General features: G+C 70.5%; 17 protein-coding genes. 9 read left to right on the top strand and 8 right to left on the bottom strand.

Annotation, left to right across the window (positions count from 1 at the left end; translation table 11 throughout):
- Positions 1-10 precede the first annotated feature (10 nt).
- Both VP06_RS02390 and VP06_RS02385 read left to right on the top strand, forming a co-directional pair.
- Positions 11-517 carry a c-type cytochrome gene (locus VP06_RS02390; protein WP_425350875.1) on the top strand — a complete coding sequence of 169 codons (507 nt, stop codon included), beginning with the start codon at positions 11-13 and terminating at the stop codon, positions 515-517.
- Positions 495-1121, top strand: coding sequence for a hypothetical protein (locus VP06_RS02385; RefSeq protein ID WP_053081496.1), 627 nt, complete (start codon positions 495-497; stop codon positions 1119-1121). Before VP06_RS02390 ends, VP06_RS02385 begins: the two co-directional genes overlap by 23 nt.
- 19 nt (positions 1122-1140) lie before the next feature.
- On the opposite strand, the gene VP06_RS34290 is transcribed toward VP06_RS02385, so the two are convergent.
- Together VP06_RS34290 and sfsA are read right to left on the bottom strand one after the other, a co-directional pair.
- Positions 1141-3222 (bottom strand): methyl-accepting chemotaxis protein, encoded by a 2082-nt coding sequence (locus VP06_RS34290; RefSeq protein WP_048462277.1) that lies wholly within the window; start codon positions 3220-3222, stop codon positions 1141-1143.
- 412 nt (positions 3223-3634) lie between these two features.
- Complete coding sequence (gene sfsA / locus VP06_RS02375; RefSeq protein WP_048462232.1) at positions 3635-4342, bottom strand: DNA/RNA nuclease SfsA; 708 nt, start codon at positions 4340-4342, stop codon at positions 3635-3637.
- A 151-nt stretch (positions 4343-4493) separates the two neighbouring features.
- Between sfsA and VP06_RS02370 the strand changes: the two genes are divergently transcribed.
- From VP06_RS02370 to VP06_RS02355, 4 genes are all read left to right on the top strand, one after another.
- Complete coding sequence (locus VP06_RS02370; RefSeq protein WP_048462231.1) at positions 4494-5246, top strand: competence/damage-inducible protein A; 753 nt, start codon at positions 4494-4496, stop codon at positions 5244-5246.
- 7 nt (positions 5247-5253) lie between these two features.
- Complete coding sequence (gene gpt / locus VP06_RS02365) at positions 5254-5760, top strand: xanthine phosphoribosyltransferase (protein ID WP_048462230.1); 507 nt, start codon at positions 5254-5256, stop codon at positions 5758-5760.
- Between the two features lie 176 nt (positions 5761-5936).
- Positions 5937-6587, top strand: a complete 651-nt coding sequence (locus tag VP06_RS02360) for a transglutaminase-like cysteine peptidase (protein ID WP_048462276.1) — start codon at positions 5937-5939, stop codon at positions 6585-6587.
- 146 nt (positions 6588-6733) lie between these two features.
- Complete coding sequence (locus tag VP06_RS02355; RefSeq protein ID WP_048462229.1) at positions 6734-7441, top strand: transglutaminase-like cysteine peptidase; 708 nt, start codon at positions 6734-6736, stop codon at positions 7439-7441.
- A gap of 379 nt (positions 7442-7820) precedes the next feature.
- Here the strand turns inward: VP06_RS02355 and VP06_RS02350 are convergent, their stop codons facing one another.
- Positions 7821-8150: a DUF6949 family protein gene (locus tag VP06_RS02350; RefSeq protein WP_048462228.1), complete on the bottom strand. Its 330-nt coding sequence runs from the start codon at positions 8148-8150 to the stop codon at positions 7821-7823.
- 253 nt (positions 8151-8403) lie between these two features.
- On the opposite strand from VP06_RS02350, the gene VP06_RS02345 reads away from it, so the two are divergent.
- A complete protein-coding gene (locus VP06_RS02345) occupies positions 8404-9105 on the top strand; it encodes a hypothetical protein (protein WP_245291014.1) in 702 nt (233 codons plus the stop codon).
- Positions 9106-9223: 118 nt separating this feature from the next.
- Here the strand turns inward: VP06_RS02345 and VP06_RS02340 are convergent, their stop codons facing one another.
- From VP06_RS02340 to VP06_RS02325, 4 genes are all read right to left on the bottom strand, one after another.
- Positions 9224-9421: a DUF3126 family protein gene (locus VP06_RS02340; protein ID WP_210344710.1), complete on the bottom strand. Its 198-nt coding sequence runs from the start codon at positions 9419-9421 to the stop codon at positions 9224-9226.
- A 255-nt stretch (positions 9422-9676) separates the two neighbouring features.
- On the bottom strand, positions 9677-10516 hold the full coding sequence (gene cysE / locus VP06_RS02335; protein WP_048462227.1) for a serine O-acetyltransferase: 840 nt from the start codon (positions 10514-10516) through the stop codon (positions 9677-9679).
- A gap of 148 nt (positions 10517-10664) precedes the next feature.
- Positions 10665-11423, bottom strand: a complete 759-nt coding sequence (locus VP06_RS02330; RefSeq protein ID WP_048462274.1) for a response regulator — start codon at positions 11421-11423, stop codon at positions 10665-10667.
- Positions 11424-11598: 175 nt separating this feature from the next.
- Complete coding sequence (locus VP06_RS02325) at positions 11599-11856, bottom strand: hypothetical protein (protein WP_048462226.1); 258 nt, start codon at positions 11854-11856, stop codon at positions 11599-11601.
- 303 nt (positions 11857-12159) lie between these two features.
- Here VP06_RS02325 and VP06_RS02320 point away from each other — a divergent pair, with 303 nt between their 5' ends.
- A complete protein-coding gene (locus tag VP06_RS02320; RefSeq protein ID WP_048462225.1) occupies positions 12160-13920 on the top strand; it encodes an ATP-binding response regulator in 1761 nt (586 codons plus the stop codon).
- 244 nt (positions 13921-14164) lie between these two features.
- On the opposite strand, the gene VP06_RS36965 is transcribed toward VP06_RS02320, so the two are convergent.
- A complete protein-coding gene (locus VP06_RS36965; RefSeq protein WP_197093108.1) occupies positions 14165-14512 on the bottom strand; it encodes a hypothetical protein in 348 nt (115 codons plus the stop codon).
- Here VP06_RS36965 and VP06_RS36960 point away from each other — a divergent pair.
- On the top strand, positions 14511-15047 hold the full coding sequence (locus tag VP06_RS36960; RefSeq protein WP_048462224.1) for a hypothetical protein: 537 nt from the start codon (positions 14511-14513) through the stop codon (positions 15045-15047). The genes VP06_RS36965 and VP06_RS36960 overlap by 2 nt on opposite strands.
- The last annotated feature ends 2 nt before the right edge of the window (positions 15048-15049 follow it).

Below are 15049 nucleotides of genomic sequence, written 5' to 3'. Positions count from 1 at the left end.
GCGGAAAACGGTGTTGCCGGCTGTGCTCGCCGGCCTCGCGCTCGCCTGCGGTCCAGCCTGGGCGCAGGGCGCCCGGACGGCTGCGGGCGAAGGCGATCTCGCGGTGTTCAAGAAAGCCTGCTCGGGCTGCCACAAGTGGCATGGCGGCGGCGGCGGCGGCTATGGCGGCGACGCGCTGTCGCTGCGCAAGACGCAGCTCGACAAGGAGCAGGTCGCCGAGGTGGTGCGCTGCGGCCGGCCCGGGACCGGCATGCCCTACCACCTGCGCGGCGCCTACGAGACGGTGAAGTGCTACGATTCGCTGAAGGCCGACATGGCCGGCAACATGCCGCCGGAGACGGCGGTGTTCTTGCGCCCGGCGGAGATCGATGCGGTGGCGACTTACGTCGTCACCCAACTCAAGGGCAAGGGCGATCCGACCGCCGCGGAGTGCACGGCCTTCTTCGGCACGACCTCCCGGGCCTGCGACGTCTACCGCAAGAAGGAGGGCTCCGATGCGCCGACCGTCTCGCACTGATCTCGCGGCTCTGGCCGCCCTCCTGTGCGCCGGGCCGGCGCTCGCCGCCGGGCCCGAGACCGCGGATCTCCGCGACCTGCGGGTCGGGATGCCGGTCTCGGCGATCTCGAGCAAAGGCTATGGCGATCTCGCCTGCCGCGAAGGGCCGGCCCGTCCCCTCTCGGGCTGGAGCGAGTGGCGCTCCTGCCCGGCGGATGCCAAGGGCCGGCACGCCATCGGCTTTGCCTATGCCGACGGCACCACGCGCAACGGCACCCGGGTCGCCGGCCACCCGGCACGGCTGACGCTGCTCGTCGGTGACGACGCCCGGGTCGACGGGCTGGTGATCGAGACCGACGACGCGGTGCCGCTCTACCTGCGCAAGAAGGGGCACCTGCTCGGGCTCCAGGCCCGCAGCCATTGGGGCGATGACGGCTGGACCTGCGCCGAGGCCAAGCCCGCCGGCGACGAGACCCCGCTCGGCGAGACCTTCGTCAAGGAGGAATGCCGCAAAGCCCTGGGGAGCAAGAGCGTGACGGTCACCCGCGACCTCTACGGCCACCAGGGCGCCGACCCGCGCGCCTTCATCAGCCGGACGCGGATCGTGGTGGCGGCGACGCCGTAGCGCCGCCCCACCACAAGGATCATGCCGCCCGGATCGTCGCGAGGAACCGGGTCACCTCCTCGGTCAGCTGCCCGGTCCGCCGCGACATCGCCGAGGCCGAGGCCAGGACCTCGGTGGCGGCGGCGCCGGTGTCCTCGGAGGTCCGGGCGACCGCGCCGATGGTGCCGGTGACCTCGCCGGTGCCGGCGGCGGCCTCGGCGACGTTGCGGACGATCTCCTGCGTCGCCGCTCCCTGCTGCTGCACGGCGGTCGCGATCGCGTTCGCCACGCCGCTGATCTCCCCGATCCGCGCCGTGATCCCGTCGATCGCCCCGACGGCCCGGCCGGTCGAGGCTTGAATCGCCGCGATCTGGCTGGTGATCTCGTCGGTCGCCTTGGCGGTCTGGCCGGCCAGCTCCTTCACCTCGGCGGCGACCACCGCGAAGCCGCGGCCCGCCGCGCCGGCCCGGGCCGCCTCGATGGTGGCGTTCAGCGCCAGCAGGTTGGTCTGGCTGGCGATCGAGGAGATCAGCGCCACGACGTCGCCGACCCGGGCCGCCGCGCCGCTCAGGTCCTGCACCAGCGAGACCGTCTGCGCGGCTTCCGCCGCCGTGACGCGCACGAGCGCGGCCGAACCGTCGACCTGCCGGCTGATCTCGGCGATCGACGAGCCCAGCTCCTCGGCCGCGGTCGCGACGGTGTGCACGTTGGCCGCCGTCTGGCCGGCCGCCGCCGCGACGGCGTGGCTGTGATCGGCCGTCCGCGTCGCCGTGGTCACCATGGCCTGGGCGGTCGCCTGCATGGCGTGCGCCGCCTGTGCCACGTGGCCGACGACCGCGCTCACCGCGCCCTCGAACTGGTCGGCGATCCGGTGCAGGTCGGCCCGGCGCCGCGCTTCCGCGCCCGCCCGCGTCGACGCCGCTTCCGCTTCGAGGGCCCGGTTGCGCATCAGGCTGTCCTTGAACACCGCGACGGCCCCCGCCATCGCGCCGATCTCGTCGCGACGCCCCATACCGGGGATCGCCACGTCGAGATCGCCCCGGGCCACCCGGCCGATCGCCTGGGCCATGCCGGCGAGAGGCCGGATCACCCGCGCGACCACCAGAAGCAGCACGCCGAGCCCGACCGCGACCGTGGCGGCGAGGGCGGCCAGCGCCAGACCGAGGCCGCGTTCCGCCTCGGTGCGACGCTCCGCCAGGAGGGCGGCGGCGCGGTCGAACGCGGTGTCGCGCAGCCGCAGCACCGACGGCCACATCGGAATCGCCCGGTCGCGATAGGCCGCGCCGTCGAGCGGGAAGGCGCCGGTATCGACATGCGGCAGCAGGTCCTTCTTGAGTGCGGAGAAGGTCTGGACGTAGCCGCCCCGCACGCCCTCCATCGCCGCCGCCACCGCCTCGCCGGCGCCGGGATCGGCCACCGCCTTCTCGAGTCCGGCGAGCAGCTGGTCGACACGGCCCTGGGCGGTCCAGAAGGCGATCCGCTGCTCCGGCGTCACCGGTTTGCGGGCGACGACCAAGCTCTGGAGGAAGCCGGCCTGCCGGCCGCCGATGTCGCGCAGCTCACCGGCCGCCGCGGCGAGGAGGACCCAGCGATGGGCCTTGCCGTCGGCCGCGGCGAGCTCGCGGCTCAAGGCCGAGGCGGGCGCGGCGGCGGCGTCGTTGATGCCCGCCATGACCTTCGCCAGCGCGCTCTCGGCATCGCCGCGCTGGCCCACCAGCAGGGCGAGCCGGGCCTGGGCCAGTTCGCGGGCCGCCCCGTAGCCCGCCTCGATCTCCCGCGCCGTCGCCTGAAGGGAGCCGGATTCCGGCAGGGTCGCAGACGCCTCGACCACCCGCCGGAGCGTCGCCACGGCCGCGTCGGACCGGCGCCGCAGATCGGCGAGCCCGGCATGCTTGGCCGCCTCCTCCAGGGAGCCCGTCGTCAGGAGCAGGCTCCACAGGCCGCGCTCCATGTTGACCGCCTGGGGGATCGCCGCGAGGGCCCGCACGACGTCGAGGCGGATCGCGCCGCGATCGATCTCCGCGGTCCGGGACCGGTGGACCAGCGCCATCGTCGCCGCCAAGCCGCATGCGATCGCGCAGACCATGACGATGGACGAGAACAAAAGCTTCTTGATGCTCACGATCGCGGTCCTCTCCGATCTCGCCATGATGCATCAGAGTGGCTAATCGGAGATTACCGTGGGGAATTTTGATGTTCGCAAAAACCAATCGCGCGATTGAATCCTGCATGACCGTAGGCCATCCTGGTTCGCGATCCATCGTCATCTCTCGCCGGAGCGGGCCCGGTCCTGGCCGCCGCGAGACCCGCCCGGGACGGTGTCCGCTTGCGAGCGGAGGACGCTTCCCCGACCGCGCGGCCTTAGCAGACTTGCGGTGGCGGGCCACCGCTTCGTCCGCTTAGGTTCCTGTGTCATCGCAGATTTTTGCCGCCGAACCGGTGACCACGTCGGCGAGACCTGCTGAGGGCCGGATCCTGTCTGCCCGACAACGGCCGCTTCAGCCGTGGTTCAACGCCCGGGCGCTGGTGATGCCTCACCCGACGATCGGAATCTCCGTTCCGATCGTCACCTCGGTCGCATCGACCCGGCACGTGAAGGCGTGGGCCGCCACCCCGGCGTCCCGCGCATGCCGGAACGCGGCGGCAAAGGCCGGATCGAGATCGCCCGCGACGGTGAAGCGCTCGGCCCGCATCTGCACCACCCAGATCACCACGGCACGGCCGCCGAGGCGCACCACTTCGGCCAGTTCGTCCATGTGGCGGGCGCTGCGGGCGGCGACGCAGTCCGGGAACTCGGCGAGGCCGGGCGCCCGCATCAGGTGGCAGTTCTTGACCTCGACATGAATCGGCCCGGCGGCATCGCCGGCCAGGAAATCGACGCGGCTCGCCCGGCCATAGGCGCCCCCCGCCCGCCACGACGTGGCGCCGGCAAGCGGCGTCAGGCGCCCCTCGTGAAACGCCTCGGCCACCAGGGCGTTCGGCCGGGCGGTGTTGATGCCGACCCATTGCGGCCCGCCCGGCAGGTCCGCCTCGACCAGTTCCCACGACCAGGCGAGCTTGCGGGCCGGGTTGGTCGAGGCCGAGAGCAGCACCGGCCGGCCAGGCGCGGCCAGCCCCAGCATCGCCCCCGGATTGGCGCAATGCGCGGTGACGAGCGTGCCGTCGGCGAGTTCGATATCGGCGAGGAAGCGCTTGTAGCGGCGCACCAGCCGCCCCTCGGTCAGCGGGCCGGGGAAGCGCATGGGGAAGCGCAGGGGGAAGGGATGGCGATGGGCATGCCCGGCGCTTACCCGGCGAGGGCCCAGGTGTCACGCTTGAGCGCGCCCGGAGGCCGCGATAAGGCGGGCGTCAACCGACTGTTCCCGGGTCGCGGGACAGTCTTGAGGAAGCACGATGTCTGACGCCAGCCCCGCCCCGGTCACGGCCGCCATCCTGGTCATCGGCGACGAGATCCTGTCCGGACGCACCAAGGACAAGAACATCGGCTACATCGCCGAGTACCTGACCAATTCGGGCATCGACCTGCGCGAGGTGCGGGTGGTGCCGGACGTGGCCGAGGAGATCGTGGCGGCGGTGAACGCCCTGCGGACCCGCTACACCTATCTGTTCACCACCGGCGGCATCGGGCCGACTCACGACGACATCACGGCCGATTGCGTGGCGCAGGCCGTCGGCGTCGGGATCGACGTCGATCCGCGGGCGAAGGCGATGCTGCTCGAGCGGATCAAGCCGGAAGACCTCAACGAGGCCCGCCTGCGCATGGCCCGCATCCCGTTCGGCGCCGCGCTGATCGAGAACCCGATCTCGAAGGCGCCGGGCTTCATGATCGAGAACGTGATCGTGATGGCGGGGGTCCCGGCGATCATGCAGGCGATGCTCGATTCGGTCGCCCCGCGGCTGAAGACCGGCGCGCGGGTCACCGCCGAGACGATCGAGGCCGGCAACCTGCCGGAGGGCGGCTACGCCGAGGGGCTCTCGGCCATCGCCAAGGCGCATCCGGGCGTCTCGATCGGCTCCTACCCGTCGATGACGCCTGCGGGTTTCCGCAATCAGATCGTCGTGCGCGGTCGCGGGCCCGAGGCGCTCGCCGCCGCACGCACCGAGATCGAGGCGCTGATCGCGCGCCTCCAGGCCGAACGGAACTGAGGACACGATGGCTGCCCCGAGCGACAAGGCTTTTCCCGTTTCCTGGGACCAGTTCCACCGCGACGCCCGGGCGCTGGCCTGGCGCCTTGCCGGTGCCGGCCCGTTCGAGGCCATCGTCTGCATCACCCGCGGCGGGCTGGTGCCGGCCGCGATCGTGGCGCGCGAACTCGGCATCCGGCTCGTCGAGACCGTCTGCGTGGCGAGCTACCACGATTACCAGGAGCAGGGCGCCCTCCAGGTGCTCAAGGACGTGGCGCCGAGCATCCGGGCCATCGGCGACGGGTCCGGCCGCGGCGTGCTCGTCCTCGATGACCTGACCGATACCGGCAAGACCGCGCAAGTCGTGCGCGCGATGCTGCCTGGCGCTCATTTCGCCACCGTCTATGCCAAGCCCGCCGGCCGGCCGTTGATCGACACCTTCGTCACGGAGGTGAGCCAGGACACCTGGATCTACTTCCCGTGGGACATGGGCCTGTCGTACCAGGCGCCGATCCAGCCCGGAACGTCCGGTTAAGGTATTCGTCCCCCTAACGTGGCCCGGTGAATGCACCGGGCCAGATGAGTGAGGTCTTGGTCCTGTCCGCCGGGCCCTCTCCTTGCCGGGCCGATCGATAAAATTGCGCGGATCCATTTCAGCGCGGCCCAGCAGGTGGGGGGCCATTCTCCTTCGTAACGAAGGGGATGGCGCAGATGACCACGGGTTTCGGGCAGCGGGTGAAGCGGGTTCTGGTCGGTGCGGCGATGCTGTCGGCGGCGCTGGTGTCGGCCCAAGGTGACGAGGCGACGGCCCAGACCCTCGCCGCCCTGCCGGTGCCGAGCGCCGGCGCGCCGGATCTCGGCCATGCCCGCCCGATCGTCGGCTGGGTCGAGTTCTGCGCCCGCTACGCTGCGGAATGCGCGGTGGACGTGACCGAGCCGGCGCAGGTCACGCTGACCCCGCGTCTGTGGCAGACGGTCACCGGCATCAACCGGCAGGTGAACACCAGCTTGCGCGCGATCACCGATCAGGAGCATTGGGGCGTGCCGGACCGCTGGGACCTCGCCGAGGACGGCTCGGGCGATTGCGAGGATTTCCAGTTGCTCAAGCGCAAGCTGCTCGCCCAGGCCGGCCTGCCGCGCCGCGCGATGCGGATGACGGTGGTGATCGACGAGAAGGGCGAGGGCCACGCCGTGCTGATGCTGCGCACCGACCGCGGCGATCTGGTCCTCGACAACAAGACCAGCGCCGTGCTGCCCTGGCACAAGACCGGCTACACCTACATCAAGCGCGAATCGCAGACCACGGCCGCCTGGGTGTCCCTCGGTGGCGCGACGGCGCCGACCGTCACCGCCAACCGGTGACGGGCCGAATCAGCTGGAAAATCTGCGTATCAAATTGGAACCAAAGTGCGGCGGAGGCGTTTACCGAGGTTTAAATTTTTCGGTTGAGCGCCGCCCGGCCCCGTGGCAGCTTGGATGCGAGAACCAAGCGACGAGTCGATGGGGCAATGCGGGCAGTGTTGGACGGCCTCGGCCGGGCGAGCCATGTCGACATGCGGCATGTCGATCGCCAGGGCCTCCTGAAGCGCGGCGCCCGGGCGGCGCAGCTGGGACTCCTCGGCACGCTGCTGATGATCGGCGGCGCGACCGCACAGGGACGGAGCCAGACCCTCGCGGCCCTGCCCGATGCCAGCGTGGCGATCGAACGCGGCGGGTCGGCCAAGCCCGTGAGCGCCTGGACGGATTTCTGCAACCGCTATCCGGCGGAATGCGCCGTCGACACCCAGGAACCGACCACGGTGACGATGACGCCGGCCCTGTGGCGCACGCTCACCGCGGTGAACCGGCGCGTCAACGGCCGGATCCGGCCGATGATCGACCAGGACCATTGGGGCGTGGTCGACCGCTGGGATTTCCCGGATGACGGCATGGGCGATTGCGAGGATTACCAGCTCCTCAAGCGCCGGATGCTGGTCGAGCGCGGCCTTGCCCGCCGGGCCCTGCGCATGACCGTGGTGATCGACGAGATCGGCGAGGGTCATGCCGTGCTGATGGTCCGCACCGACCGCGGCGACTACATTCTCGACAACAAGACCAACGCGATCCTGCCCTGGCAGCGCACCGGCTACACCTACGTGAAGCGCGAGGGCCAGGACGGCCTCGCCTGGGTGGCGCTCAACGGCGTCGCATCGCCGATCACCACGGCGAATCGCTGATCCTGACGAGGCCGGGTCGGGCTCCGGGCACGGTCTACCCCCTGCGACGCACAGCCCGTCGCCTCTTGAAAGCCCGCGGACATTGCGCAAGGCTCGCGGACATTCCGCGGGCGCGCGGGCCCAGCCGACCTTGCGCAGGCGATGACGGATCGTGTCCTGGCGGCGCTCCGGTCTCCGAGGCCGATCTCTCGGCGCCGTGGCCGCGCGGGACACCGTCCCGGACATCCGGCTCACCGGCCCGCCTCCTGTGCTGCCGGACGATCTCTGATCCGACGGCTCCCCGGATTTTATGGCAAAGCCCGGCGGCCCGGAAAACGCCGCGGCGGAACCGGTGATCCGGCCTCGGCGCCGGGGCCGCTCCGCCGTCGCGGCTGAGAGTTCAGGCGCCCGACACCATGTGGGCGAGGTCGAGCACGAGCCGGCCCGAGACCAGGCTCCAGCCGCAAGCCAGCATCGTCGCCAGCATCACGAAGGGGATCGGCCGCCCCTCGATCCGCCGGCCGCGCACGGTGTTGCGCAGGATGATGAACGGCGCGCCAAAGACGAGGATCGGCAGGGAGGCGAGCGCCACGAGCCCGCCGCCGGACAGGAGGCCGAAGCTGGCCCGCCGCGCCGTCGCCCATTCGAAGGCGCTCGCCAGGAGGCCCGCGAAGGCGAGGCCGAGGATCAGGGTCTGGATGTTCTCGAGGGCGGAGGGCGAAAGGTTCATGGTGGGTTAACTTCCGGTCGGCGCGGTCGTCCCACCTTGCGCCAGGGGCGATTGTCGGGTGTGGTTAATTTTTCGTTATCCACAGATCTCTGAGGCCGATCCCATTGCGGGATTCGTTTCGGCATGAGGCGGCCGCGCCACGGAAATCCGTCCCACCCCGGCCTCTCCGTAGGGATGTGTTAACGGTCCGGGTAGACCGTTCGGGGACATGCCCGGTCCGGGCCTGGAATCGAACGAATCGGAGGCGGGCACCATGGAGCCTGCACTGAGCGCCGCGGTGGCGCGTCTGGAACGGGATATGCTGCACTCGGTCCGGCTCGGCCGGCCCGCGGCCGTGACCGGCCTTCCGGTCGACCGGCGCCTGATCCTGGCGGCGGCCGTCGGCCTCGCCGGCTCGGTCGCCCTCACGGGTGTCGCCGCCGCCTGGCTCGCCCGTCCGCCGGCCCCGGCCGGCCCGGTGGTGGTCGGCAGCCTCGCCCCCCGGCCGCTGGTGCTGCCGGCGGCCTGGTTCGTGCGGCCCGGGGCTGCCGCCGAGGCGGCGCCGGAGCGCATCGACCTGGCCATCCCGTGGGGCGAGCTGACCGGCAGCGCCCTGCCCGGCCTGATGCGGGTCACCGCGACCCGGGCGCCCGAGACTGACGCGCCCTTGAGCCCGGCCCGGCGCTATGCGCGGTTCCTGACCGCCGAGGCGCAGCCGCTGGCCGAGGGGCTGATGCGCCGGCGCTTCCGGGCCGGCACGCCGTTCGAGGGCGAGGATCTCTACCTCGCGCAAGGCGACGGCAGCCGCTTCGCGGCGCGCTGCGCCACCGGCCCGGTGCCGGAGCCGGACGCTGCCTGCCTCAGCGAGATCCGGATCGGCACCCTGTCCTTGCGCCTGCGCTTCTCGGCCGACCGGCTGCCCTCGTGGAGCGCCGGCCTCGCCGGGCTGGAGCGGGTGTTCGGCCCCAACCCCTGAGGGTGCAGGGCCGATCCCGGCGGGACTCCGTCCGGGATCGATGTGCATGGCCGAGGGACGCCGCCGTGCGACGCGGGGCGACAGGATCGCCGGACGCACGCGATCGGACGTCGTCCGGCTACTCGTCCAGGTCGGTATCGAGGATCGCCATCGAGAAGTTGAACGAGCGGTCGCCATCCTCGTCGTCGACCGACAGCACGCCGACGAATTCCTCGCCGATATAGACCTCCGCCGAATCCGTCTTCTTGGGACGGGCGACGAGCCGGATGTTGTGGTTGGCGAAAGTGCGGCGGAGATAGCCTTCCACCTTCGTCATCTCGGTCTTGTTCACGCTGGCCTCTTCACGTGCTTGGGCGTGGCAGCGACCGCAACGGGCGCAGGCACTGCCGCCGTCAACGAGGACCCCGCGCCGCCGGCACGGGATGCTGGGACGCCCCCTGCCCGCCGGGCGTGCCGCGGGCGCTGCCGCGGGATCCCTCCGGGAGATGTCCCTTCGGGCGTCTTCGGGGGCGGCAGGCCCCCGCCTTGCCACGGCGGGGCCGGGCGGGCAAGGCGCCAGCGCGCACCTCCGTCAGATCCCGTCCGATGCGTGGATGAACTGGTCCATCGCGCGCGCCGGATCGCAGCAGCCGGCTGAGCCGACGACGCGGGCCGGCACGCCCACCACCGTGGTGCAGGGCGGTACCGCCTGGAGCACCACCGAGCCGGCAGCGACGCGGGCGCAGGCCCCGACCTCGATATTGCCGAGGATCTTGGCACCGGCGCCGATCATCACGCCGTGGCGGATCTTCGGATGGCGATCGCCGCCATGCTTGCCGGTGCCGCCGAGGGTGACGTCGTGCAGCATCGAGACCTCGTCCTCGATCACCGCCGTCGAGCCGACGACGAGGCCGGTGGCGTGGTCGAGGAAGATGCCGCGGCCGATTCGGGCTGCCGGATGGATGTCGGTCTGGAAGACCTCGGACGAGCGGCTCTGGAGATAGAGCGCGAGATCGCGCCGGCCGCGGACCCAAAGCCAGTGGCTCAGGCGGTGGGCCTGGATGGCATGGAAGCCCTTGAAGTACAGGACCGGCTCGATCGCCCGGCCGGCGGCCGGGTCGCGGTCGATCACCGCGCCGATATCGGCGCGGAACGCTTGGCCGATATCGGGATCGTCCGCCACCGCCTCGCCGAAGCTCTGGGCGATCAGGTCGGCGGTGAGCGCCGGATGGCCGAGCCGGGAGGCGACCCGGTGAGCCACCGCCGATTCCAGGGTGGCGTGGTTGAGCACGCTGGCGAACAGGAAGGAGGCGAGGCGCGGTTCGTCGCGCATCACGGTCTCGGCCTCCTGGCGCAGCCGCCGCCAGACCGGATCGACGATGCCGGCCACCGGATCGGCGCCGGAGAGGGTGGGGGCGGGGCTGGACGACAACGGCCTTCTCCTCGGCAGCGGCGGCGGGCGAACGACTCTCCACCCGCCGCACAGAGCACGACGGCATTCTCCCGCCATAGCGTGGAGAGGCCCTTCCCATTCATCAAGCCCCCAGGGTCACGAAACCGCTTCGCGCGGGAGCCCGGCCTCAATCGCCGTCGGGCCGGAACACGTAGCCCATGCCGCGCACGGTCTTGATGAAGCGGGGATTGGCCGGGTCGGGCTCGACCTTCTTGCGGATGCGGTTGATCCGCACGTCGATCGCCCGGTCGAACGCCTCGGGGTCGCGGGCATCCGCGAGATCGAGCAGGCGCTCGCGGGTCAGCACCCGCTTCGGGTTGTCGAGGAAGGCTTTCAGCAGGGCGAATTCGGAGCGGGTCAGGATCTGCTCGGCCCCCGCCTCGTCGCGCAGGCGCAGGGTGTCGATATCGACGATCATCCGGCCGAAGCGGATCCCGCTCTCGTGTCGGGTCCCTGGTCGGCTGTCTGGCCTGTGTCCCGGGTGCGCCTCCTCGGGCGGGCCTTTGCGCGCCTGGGCCGCCCGGCGCAGCACCGAGCGGATGCGGGCGACCAGCTCGCGCAGCTCGCAGGGCTTGGACAGGTAGTCGTCCGCCCCCAATTCGAGGCCGACGACCCGGTCGATCGGGCTCGCGGTGGCGGTGAGCATGATGATGGGGACTGTCGAGCGGCCCTTCAGGTCGCGCACGATCGAGAGCCCGTCCTCCTCCGGCATGTTGAGGTCGAGGACGATCAGGTCCGGGGCGACCTCGGCGAGGCGTTGTCGCAGCGCGCGGCCGCCGTCGCACAGGCTCACCTCGAAGCCGTGCATGCGCAGGTAGTCGCCCACCATGGCACGGGCATCGGGTTCGTCGTCGACCACCACGACGTGCGGGGCCGCTCCCGGCATCACGCCGCCTCCGGCCTGGCCACCCGCCCGCATCCCCGCGTCTCCGCCATCCCTCACCCCCGTGCCGCCGCGATCCCCACATCCCCTGACGCCGGCACCGACAATGCCGTGCTGGGCGCATTCCGTCCACGTACCGCACCGGGGGCAAGAGCAACGCACGAAATTTGTCCTCAGATCATCGGGGCTTCGCGGCCGGCCGGGCGTCTCGGGCGAGGAGGCCGGCCAGCCGATCGGCGAGCCGGGCACGGGCGACGGCCGAGAGGGCGCCGGGCGCCTCGGCCTCGATCAGCGCGGCGATCTGGGAGCGGCTCGGCCCGCGCGGGCGGGAATCCTGGAGAATCGCGTTCAAGGCGTCGAGATCCCGCCGCCAGGGTGCGTCCTCCGGCAGCGGGTCGACGGTCACGTCGACATATCCCGGGACCACGTGAAGCATAGCGTGCCTCCGTTATCGGCAATCAGGGCGGGGCTCTGTTGCCTTCATATTACGGGGGGATGATCGTCAGGAGGGATGTGCTCTCGCGCACAGGACATCACGTCTCGCCGCGCCTGCCCGCGACCATCGCCCCACCCGTCACCGTCGCGATGCCACGGGTCGACCGGCGATGCGGAACGGGGCCGCTCCGCGCGGGACGGCGCGGGGCGTCCGGCGTGATCTTGTCCCGCCGCCGCCGCCCGGCCAGGATGACGCCGCGGCGCCGTCGAGCACCGGTCCGCGAAGACCCTCAACGGACGGTCGATGAGCGACGACGACATCCTGTTTCTCCTGCCGGACGACGAGCCCGGCCCCGAGGCTCCCGCCGCGTCTCCCGCCGCGTCCTGGCCGGTGCTGGTGGTCGACGACGATCCCGCCGTGCACGAGGGCACCCGCTTCGCCCTGTCGGGCTACGGCCTCGACGGGGCGGGGCTCGAACTCATCTCCGCCTATTCGGCGGCCGAGGCCAGGACCCTGCTCTCGGCCCGGCGCGGCATGGCGGTGATCCTGCTCGACGTGGTGATGGAGACCGACGATGCGGGGTTGAGGCTCGTCGATTTCGTGCGGCGCGAGCTGAAGGACGACACGGTCCGCATCATCCTGCGCACCGGCCAGCCCGGCCAGGCGCCGGAGCGGCGCATCATCGTCGATTACGACATCAACGACTACAAGGCGAAGACCGAACTCACCGCCGACAAGCTGTTCACCAGCCTCACCGCGGCGCTCCGCGCCTACCAGCAGCTCAAGCGGCTGGAGGAGACGCGGCGCGGCCTCGAGATCATCATCGACGCCGCCCCGATGCTGCTCGACTACAAGTCGATGCAGCGGTTGGCCGAGGGCGTGCTGACCCAGGTCGCCTCGCTCCTGAACGCCGCCTGCGAGGGCATCCTGGTCCTGCGCGAGCAATCCGGACCGCAGGACGCGGTGAGCGTGCTCGCGGGATCCGGCTGCTACCAGCACCTCGCCGGCGGGGACCGGCCGCGGCCCCTCGACGAGGACGTGCGGGCGATCGTCGCCCATGCCTTCGCCGAGCGGCGCCACACCTTCGGCGACCGCTGGTCGACCCTCTACGTCCGCACCGCCAGCGGCAGCGAGATCGTCGCCCTCCTGAAGGCCGACCGCTCGCTCTCGGAGACCGACCGCGCCCTGATCGGGCTGTTCACGTCGCGCCTGTCGGTCGCCTTCGACAACGTGATCCTCTACGAGCAATTGCAGCGGGCCAATATCGGCCTGGAGCAGCGGGTGGTGGAGCGCACCGGCGAATTGATGCGGGCGAACCGCCGGCTCGCCATGCAGCGCTCGGACCTGCGCCGCGCCAACCAGCTCAAGACCGAGATACTGGGCACGGTCGCCCACGACCTGAAGAATCCTCTCGCCGTCATCCTCGGCCGGACCGAGATGCTGGGCGACATGATCGCGGCGAGGCCCCAGCCGACCGAGGCGATGCACGCCCAGATCGGCCATATCCGCGACACGGCCCGCCGCCTCACCGGCATGATCGAGAGCCTGATCGCCGACGCGATGAACGACGCCCACGACATCACGCTGCGGCGCGAGTTGCTGGATGTCGCGGCCCTCGCCCGCGAGGTGTCGCAGGCCAACGCGCCGCTGGCCGAGACCAAGGGCCAGACCCTGCGCTCGGAGATCCCCGACAGCCTCACGCTCCACGGCGACGCCGAGCGCCTGCGCGAGGCGATGGACAACCTGATCTCGAACGCCATCAAGTACTCGCCGCCCGGAGGCGAGATCGTCGTCACGGTGACGCGCGAGGCGGACGACACGGTCTACGCCGTGCGCGACCATGGCCCGGGCCTGTCGCCGGAGGATATCGGCCGCCTGTTCGGCCGCTTCCAGCGCCTCTCGGCCAAGCCCACCGCCGGCGAGGGCTCGACGGGCCTAGGGCTCTCGATCGTCAAGCGCATCGCCGAACTGCATGGCGGGCAGGCCACCGCGGAGACGCACGCGCCCGAGCCGGGATCGACCTTCGCGATCCGGCTGCCGGCCGTTGCGGGCGACCCGGCATAGCCGGGTCCGGGCCAACCCGTCCAGGACGCCCCGGTGGATCGGGGCGAGCGGTCATCGGTGAGCCGGGCCCTCGCTCGTCGTTCCTTGGCAAATCTGTTTTCCGGGCCATGCGATGGCGGGCCGGAAAGTGTAAAGCGCGATTGACGCTCGCGGCCGCCCATGACAGACTACAACCTGTGATCAACAATCGATCAGCCTTTCGGCGATCGTCGTTCACGTCTCGTCACGATCCCGCATCACAGCGTCAGGCCGGCGGTCGTCGACAACGACCCTCGGCTCCAGTTTCGAAGTGTCGTCTGGGCCGAGTTTTCCGACCTGAGGGCTTGGTGTCGACAGCGCGCGATGTGTCGACGGCCTGATGTTCCAGCATATCAGGCCGTTTTGATAAGCCATCATCTTTCATATCAACAAAATACCGATGTCGTTCAGCCGGACGATCTTCGGCTGGCCGAAGACAATCTTTTTGAGCGATGACATTCATCGGCTTGAACACGCGATCGCCCGCCCAGTCGTCGGACGCCTGGTCGACCGGTGCGGCGCGCATAAAAACAACACGAAGTTGTATCGACAGGCTGACAGGGAGGCACGCCATGGGATTGTTCTCTGCTTTCGAAATTCTGGCCGAGACCTTGGTACCGGCGAGCGTGGGGGTTCCCGCCGCCATCAACCCGCTGGTGATTCAAGGCTATTGGGTGCAGATCTCGCTGTTTCCCGGCTCAGGCCCGGTGCAGTTCAACATCATCTTCCAGGAGACGACCGATTTCAAACAGGGCGGAGGCCCTGGAATTCTCCAGGCTCAGTACATCGACGAGAACGGAAACGTCAATTTCTATCAAAACTTCTTTGCCTCGACCGGTCGCGGCTTTCTTGGCTTCCAGATCTTTCCAGGACAAACCAAGATCTTCGGTGTCCAGGCCATTCCCGGCCTCCAGACCGACAGTGCCGTTCCCCAGTCCGGCACGGGATGGCGCGGCACGGTGTCGATCAATCCGTCGGTTGCCAACGCGCTGATCGCGACCCCGACCCATCGCCTGCTTTACGTCAACGGAACCGACCTCAGCAAGGCGACCGCGCTCGATGCCGTCGTCTACCCGGTTGCGACCTTCGCCGGCAACCTGAGGGTGTGAGC

This window comes from Methylobacterium aquaticum, from assembly GCF_001043915.1.
Lineage (GTDB): Bacteria > Pseudomonadota > Alphaproteobacteria > Rhizobiales > Beijerinckiaceae > Methylobacterium > Methylobacterium aquaticum.
This window is presented reverse-complemented; position numbering and strand designations above follow the sequence as displayed.

Bases quoted from the DNA above. Each gene is read 5' to 3' on its own strand.
- VP06_RS02385 (WP_053081496.1), top strand. From the start codon at position 495: ATGCGCCGACCGTCTCGCACTGATCTCGCGGCTCTGGCCGCCCTCCTG.
- sfsA (WP_048462232.1), bottom strand. From the start codon at position 4,342: ATGCGCTTCCCCGGCCCGCTGACCGAGGGGCGGCTGGTGCGCCGCTAC.
- VP06_RS02370 (WP_048462231.1), top strand. From the start codon at position 4,494: ATGTCTGACGCCAGCCCCGCCCCGGTCACGGCCGCCATCCTGGTCATC.
- gpt (WP_048462230.1), top strand. From the start codon at position 5,254: ATGGCTGCCCCGAGCGACAAGGCTTTTCCCGTTTCCTGGGACCAGTTC.
- VP06_RS02360 (WP_048462276.1), top strand. From the start codon at position 5,937: ATGACCACGGGTTTCGGGCAGCGGGTGAAGCGGGTTCTGGTCGGTGCG.
- VP06_RS02355 (WP_048462229.1), top strand. From the start codon at position 6,734: ATGCGGGCAGTGTTGGACGGCCTCGGCCGGGCGAGCCATGTCGACATG.
- VP06_RS02350 (WP_048462228.1), bottom strand. From the start codon at position 8,150: ATGAACCTTTCGCCCTCCGCCCTCGAGAACATCCAGACCCTGATCCTC.
- VP06_RS02345 (WP_245291014.1), top strand. From the start codon at position 8,404: ATGGAGCCTGCACTGAGCGCCGCGGTGGCGCGTCTGGAACGGGATATG.
- VP06_RS02340 (WP_210344710.1), bottom strand. From the start codon at position 9,421: ATGACGAAGGTGGAAGGCTATCTCCGCCGCACTTTCGCCAACCACAAC.
- VP06_RS02330 (WP_048462274.1), bottom strand. From the start codon at position 11,423: ATGCCGGGAGCGGCCCCGCACGTCGTGGTGGTCGACGACGAACCCGAT.
- VP06_RS02325 (WP_048462226.1), bottom strand. From the start codon at position 11,856: ATGCTTCACGTGGTCCCGGGATATGTCGACGTGACCGTCGACCCGCTG.
- VP06_RS02320 (WP_048462225.1), top strand. From the start codon at position 12,160: ATGAGCGACGACGACATCCTGTTTCTCCTGCCGGACGACGAGCCCGGC.
- VP06_RS36960 (WP_048462224.1), top strand. From the start codon at position 14,511: ATGGGATTGTTCTCTGCTTTCGAAATTCTGGCCGAGACCTTGGTACCG.
- VP06_RS36965 (WP_197093108.1), bottom strand. From the start codon at position 14,512: ATGGCGTGCCTCCCTGTCAGCCTGTCGATACAACTTCGTGTTGTTTTT.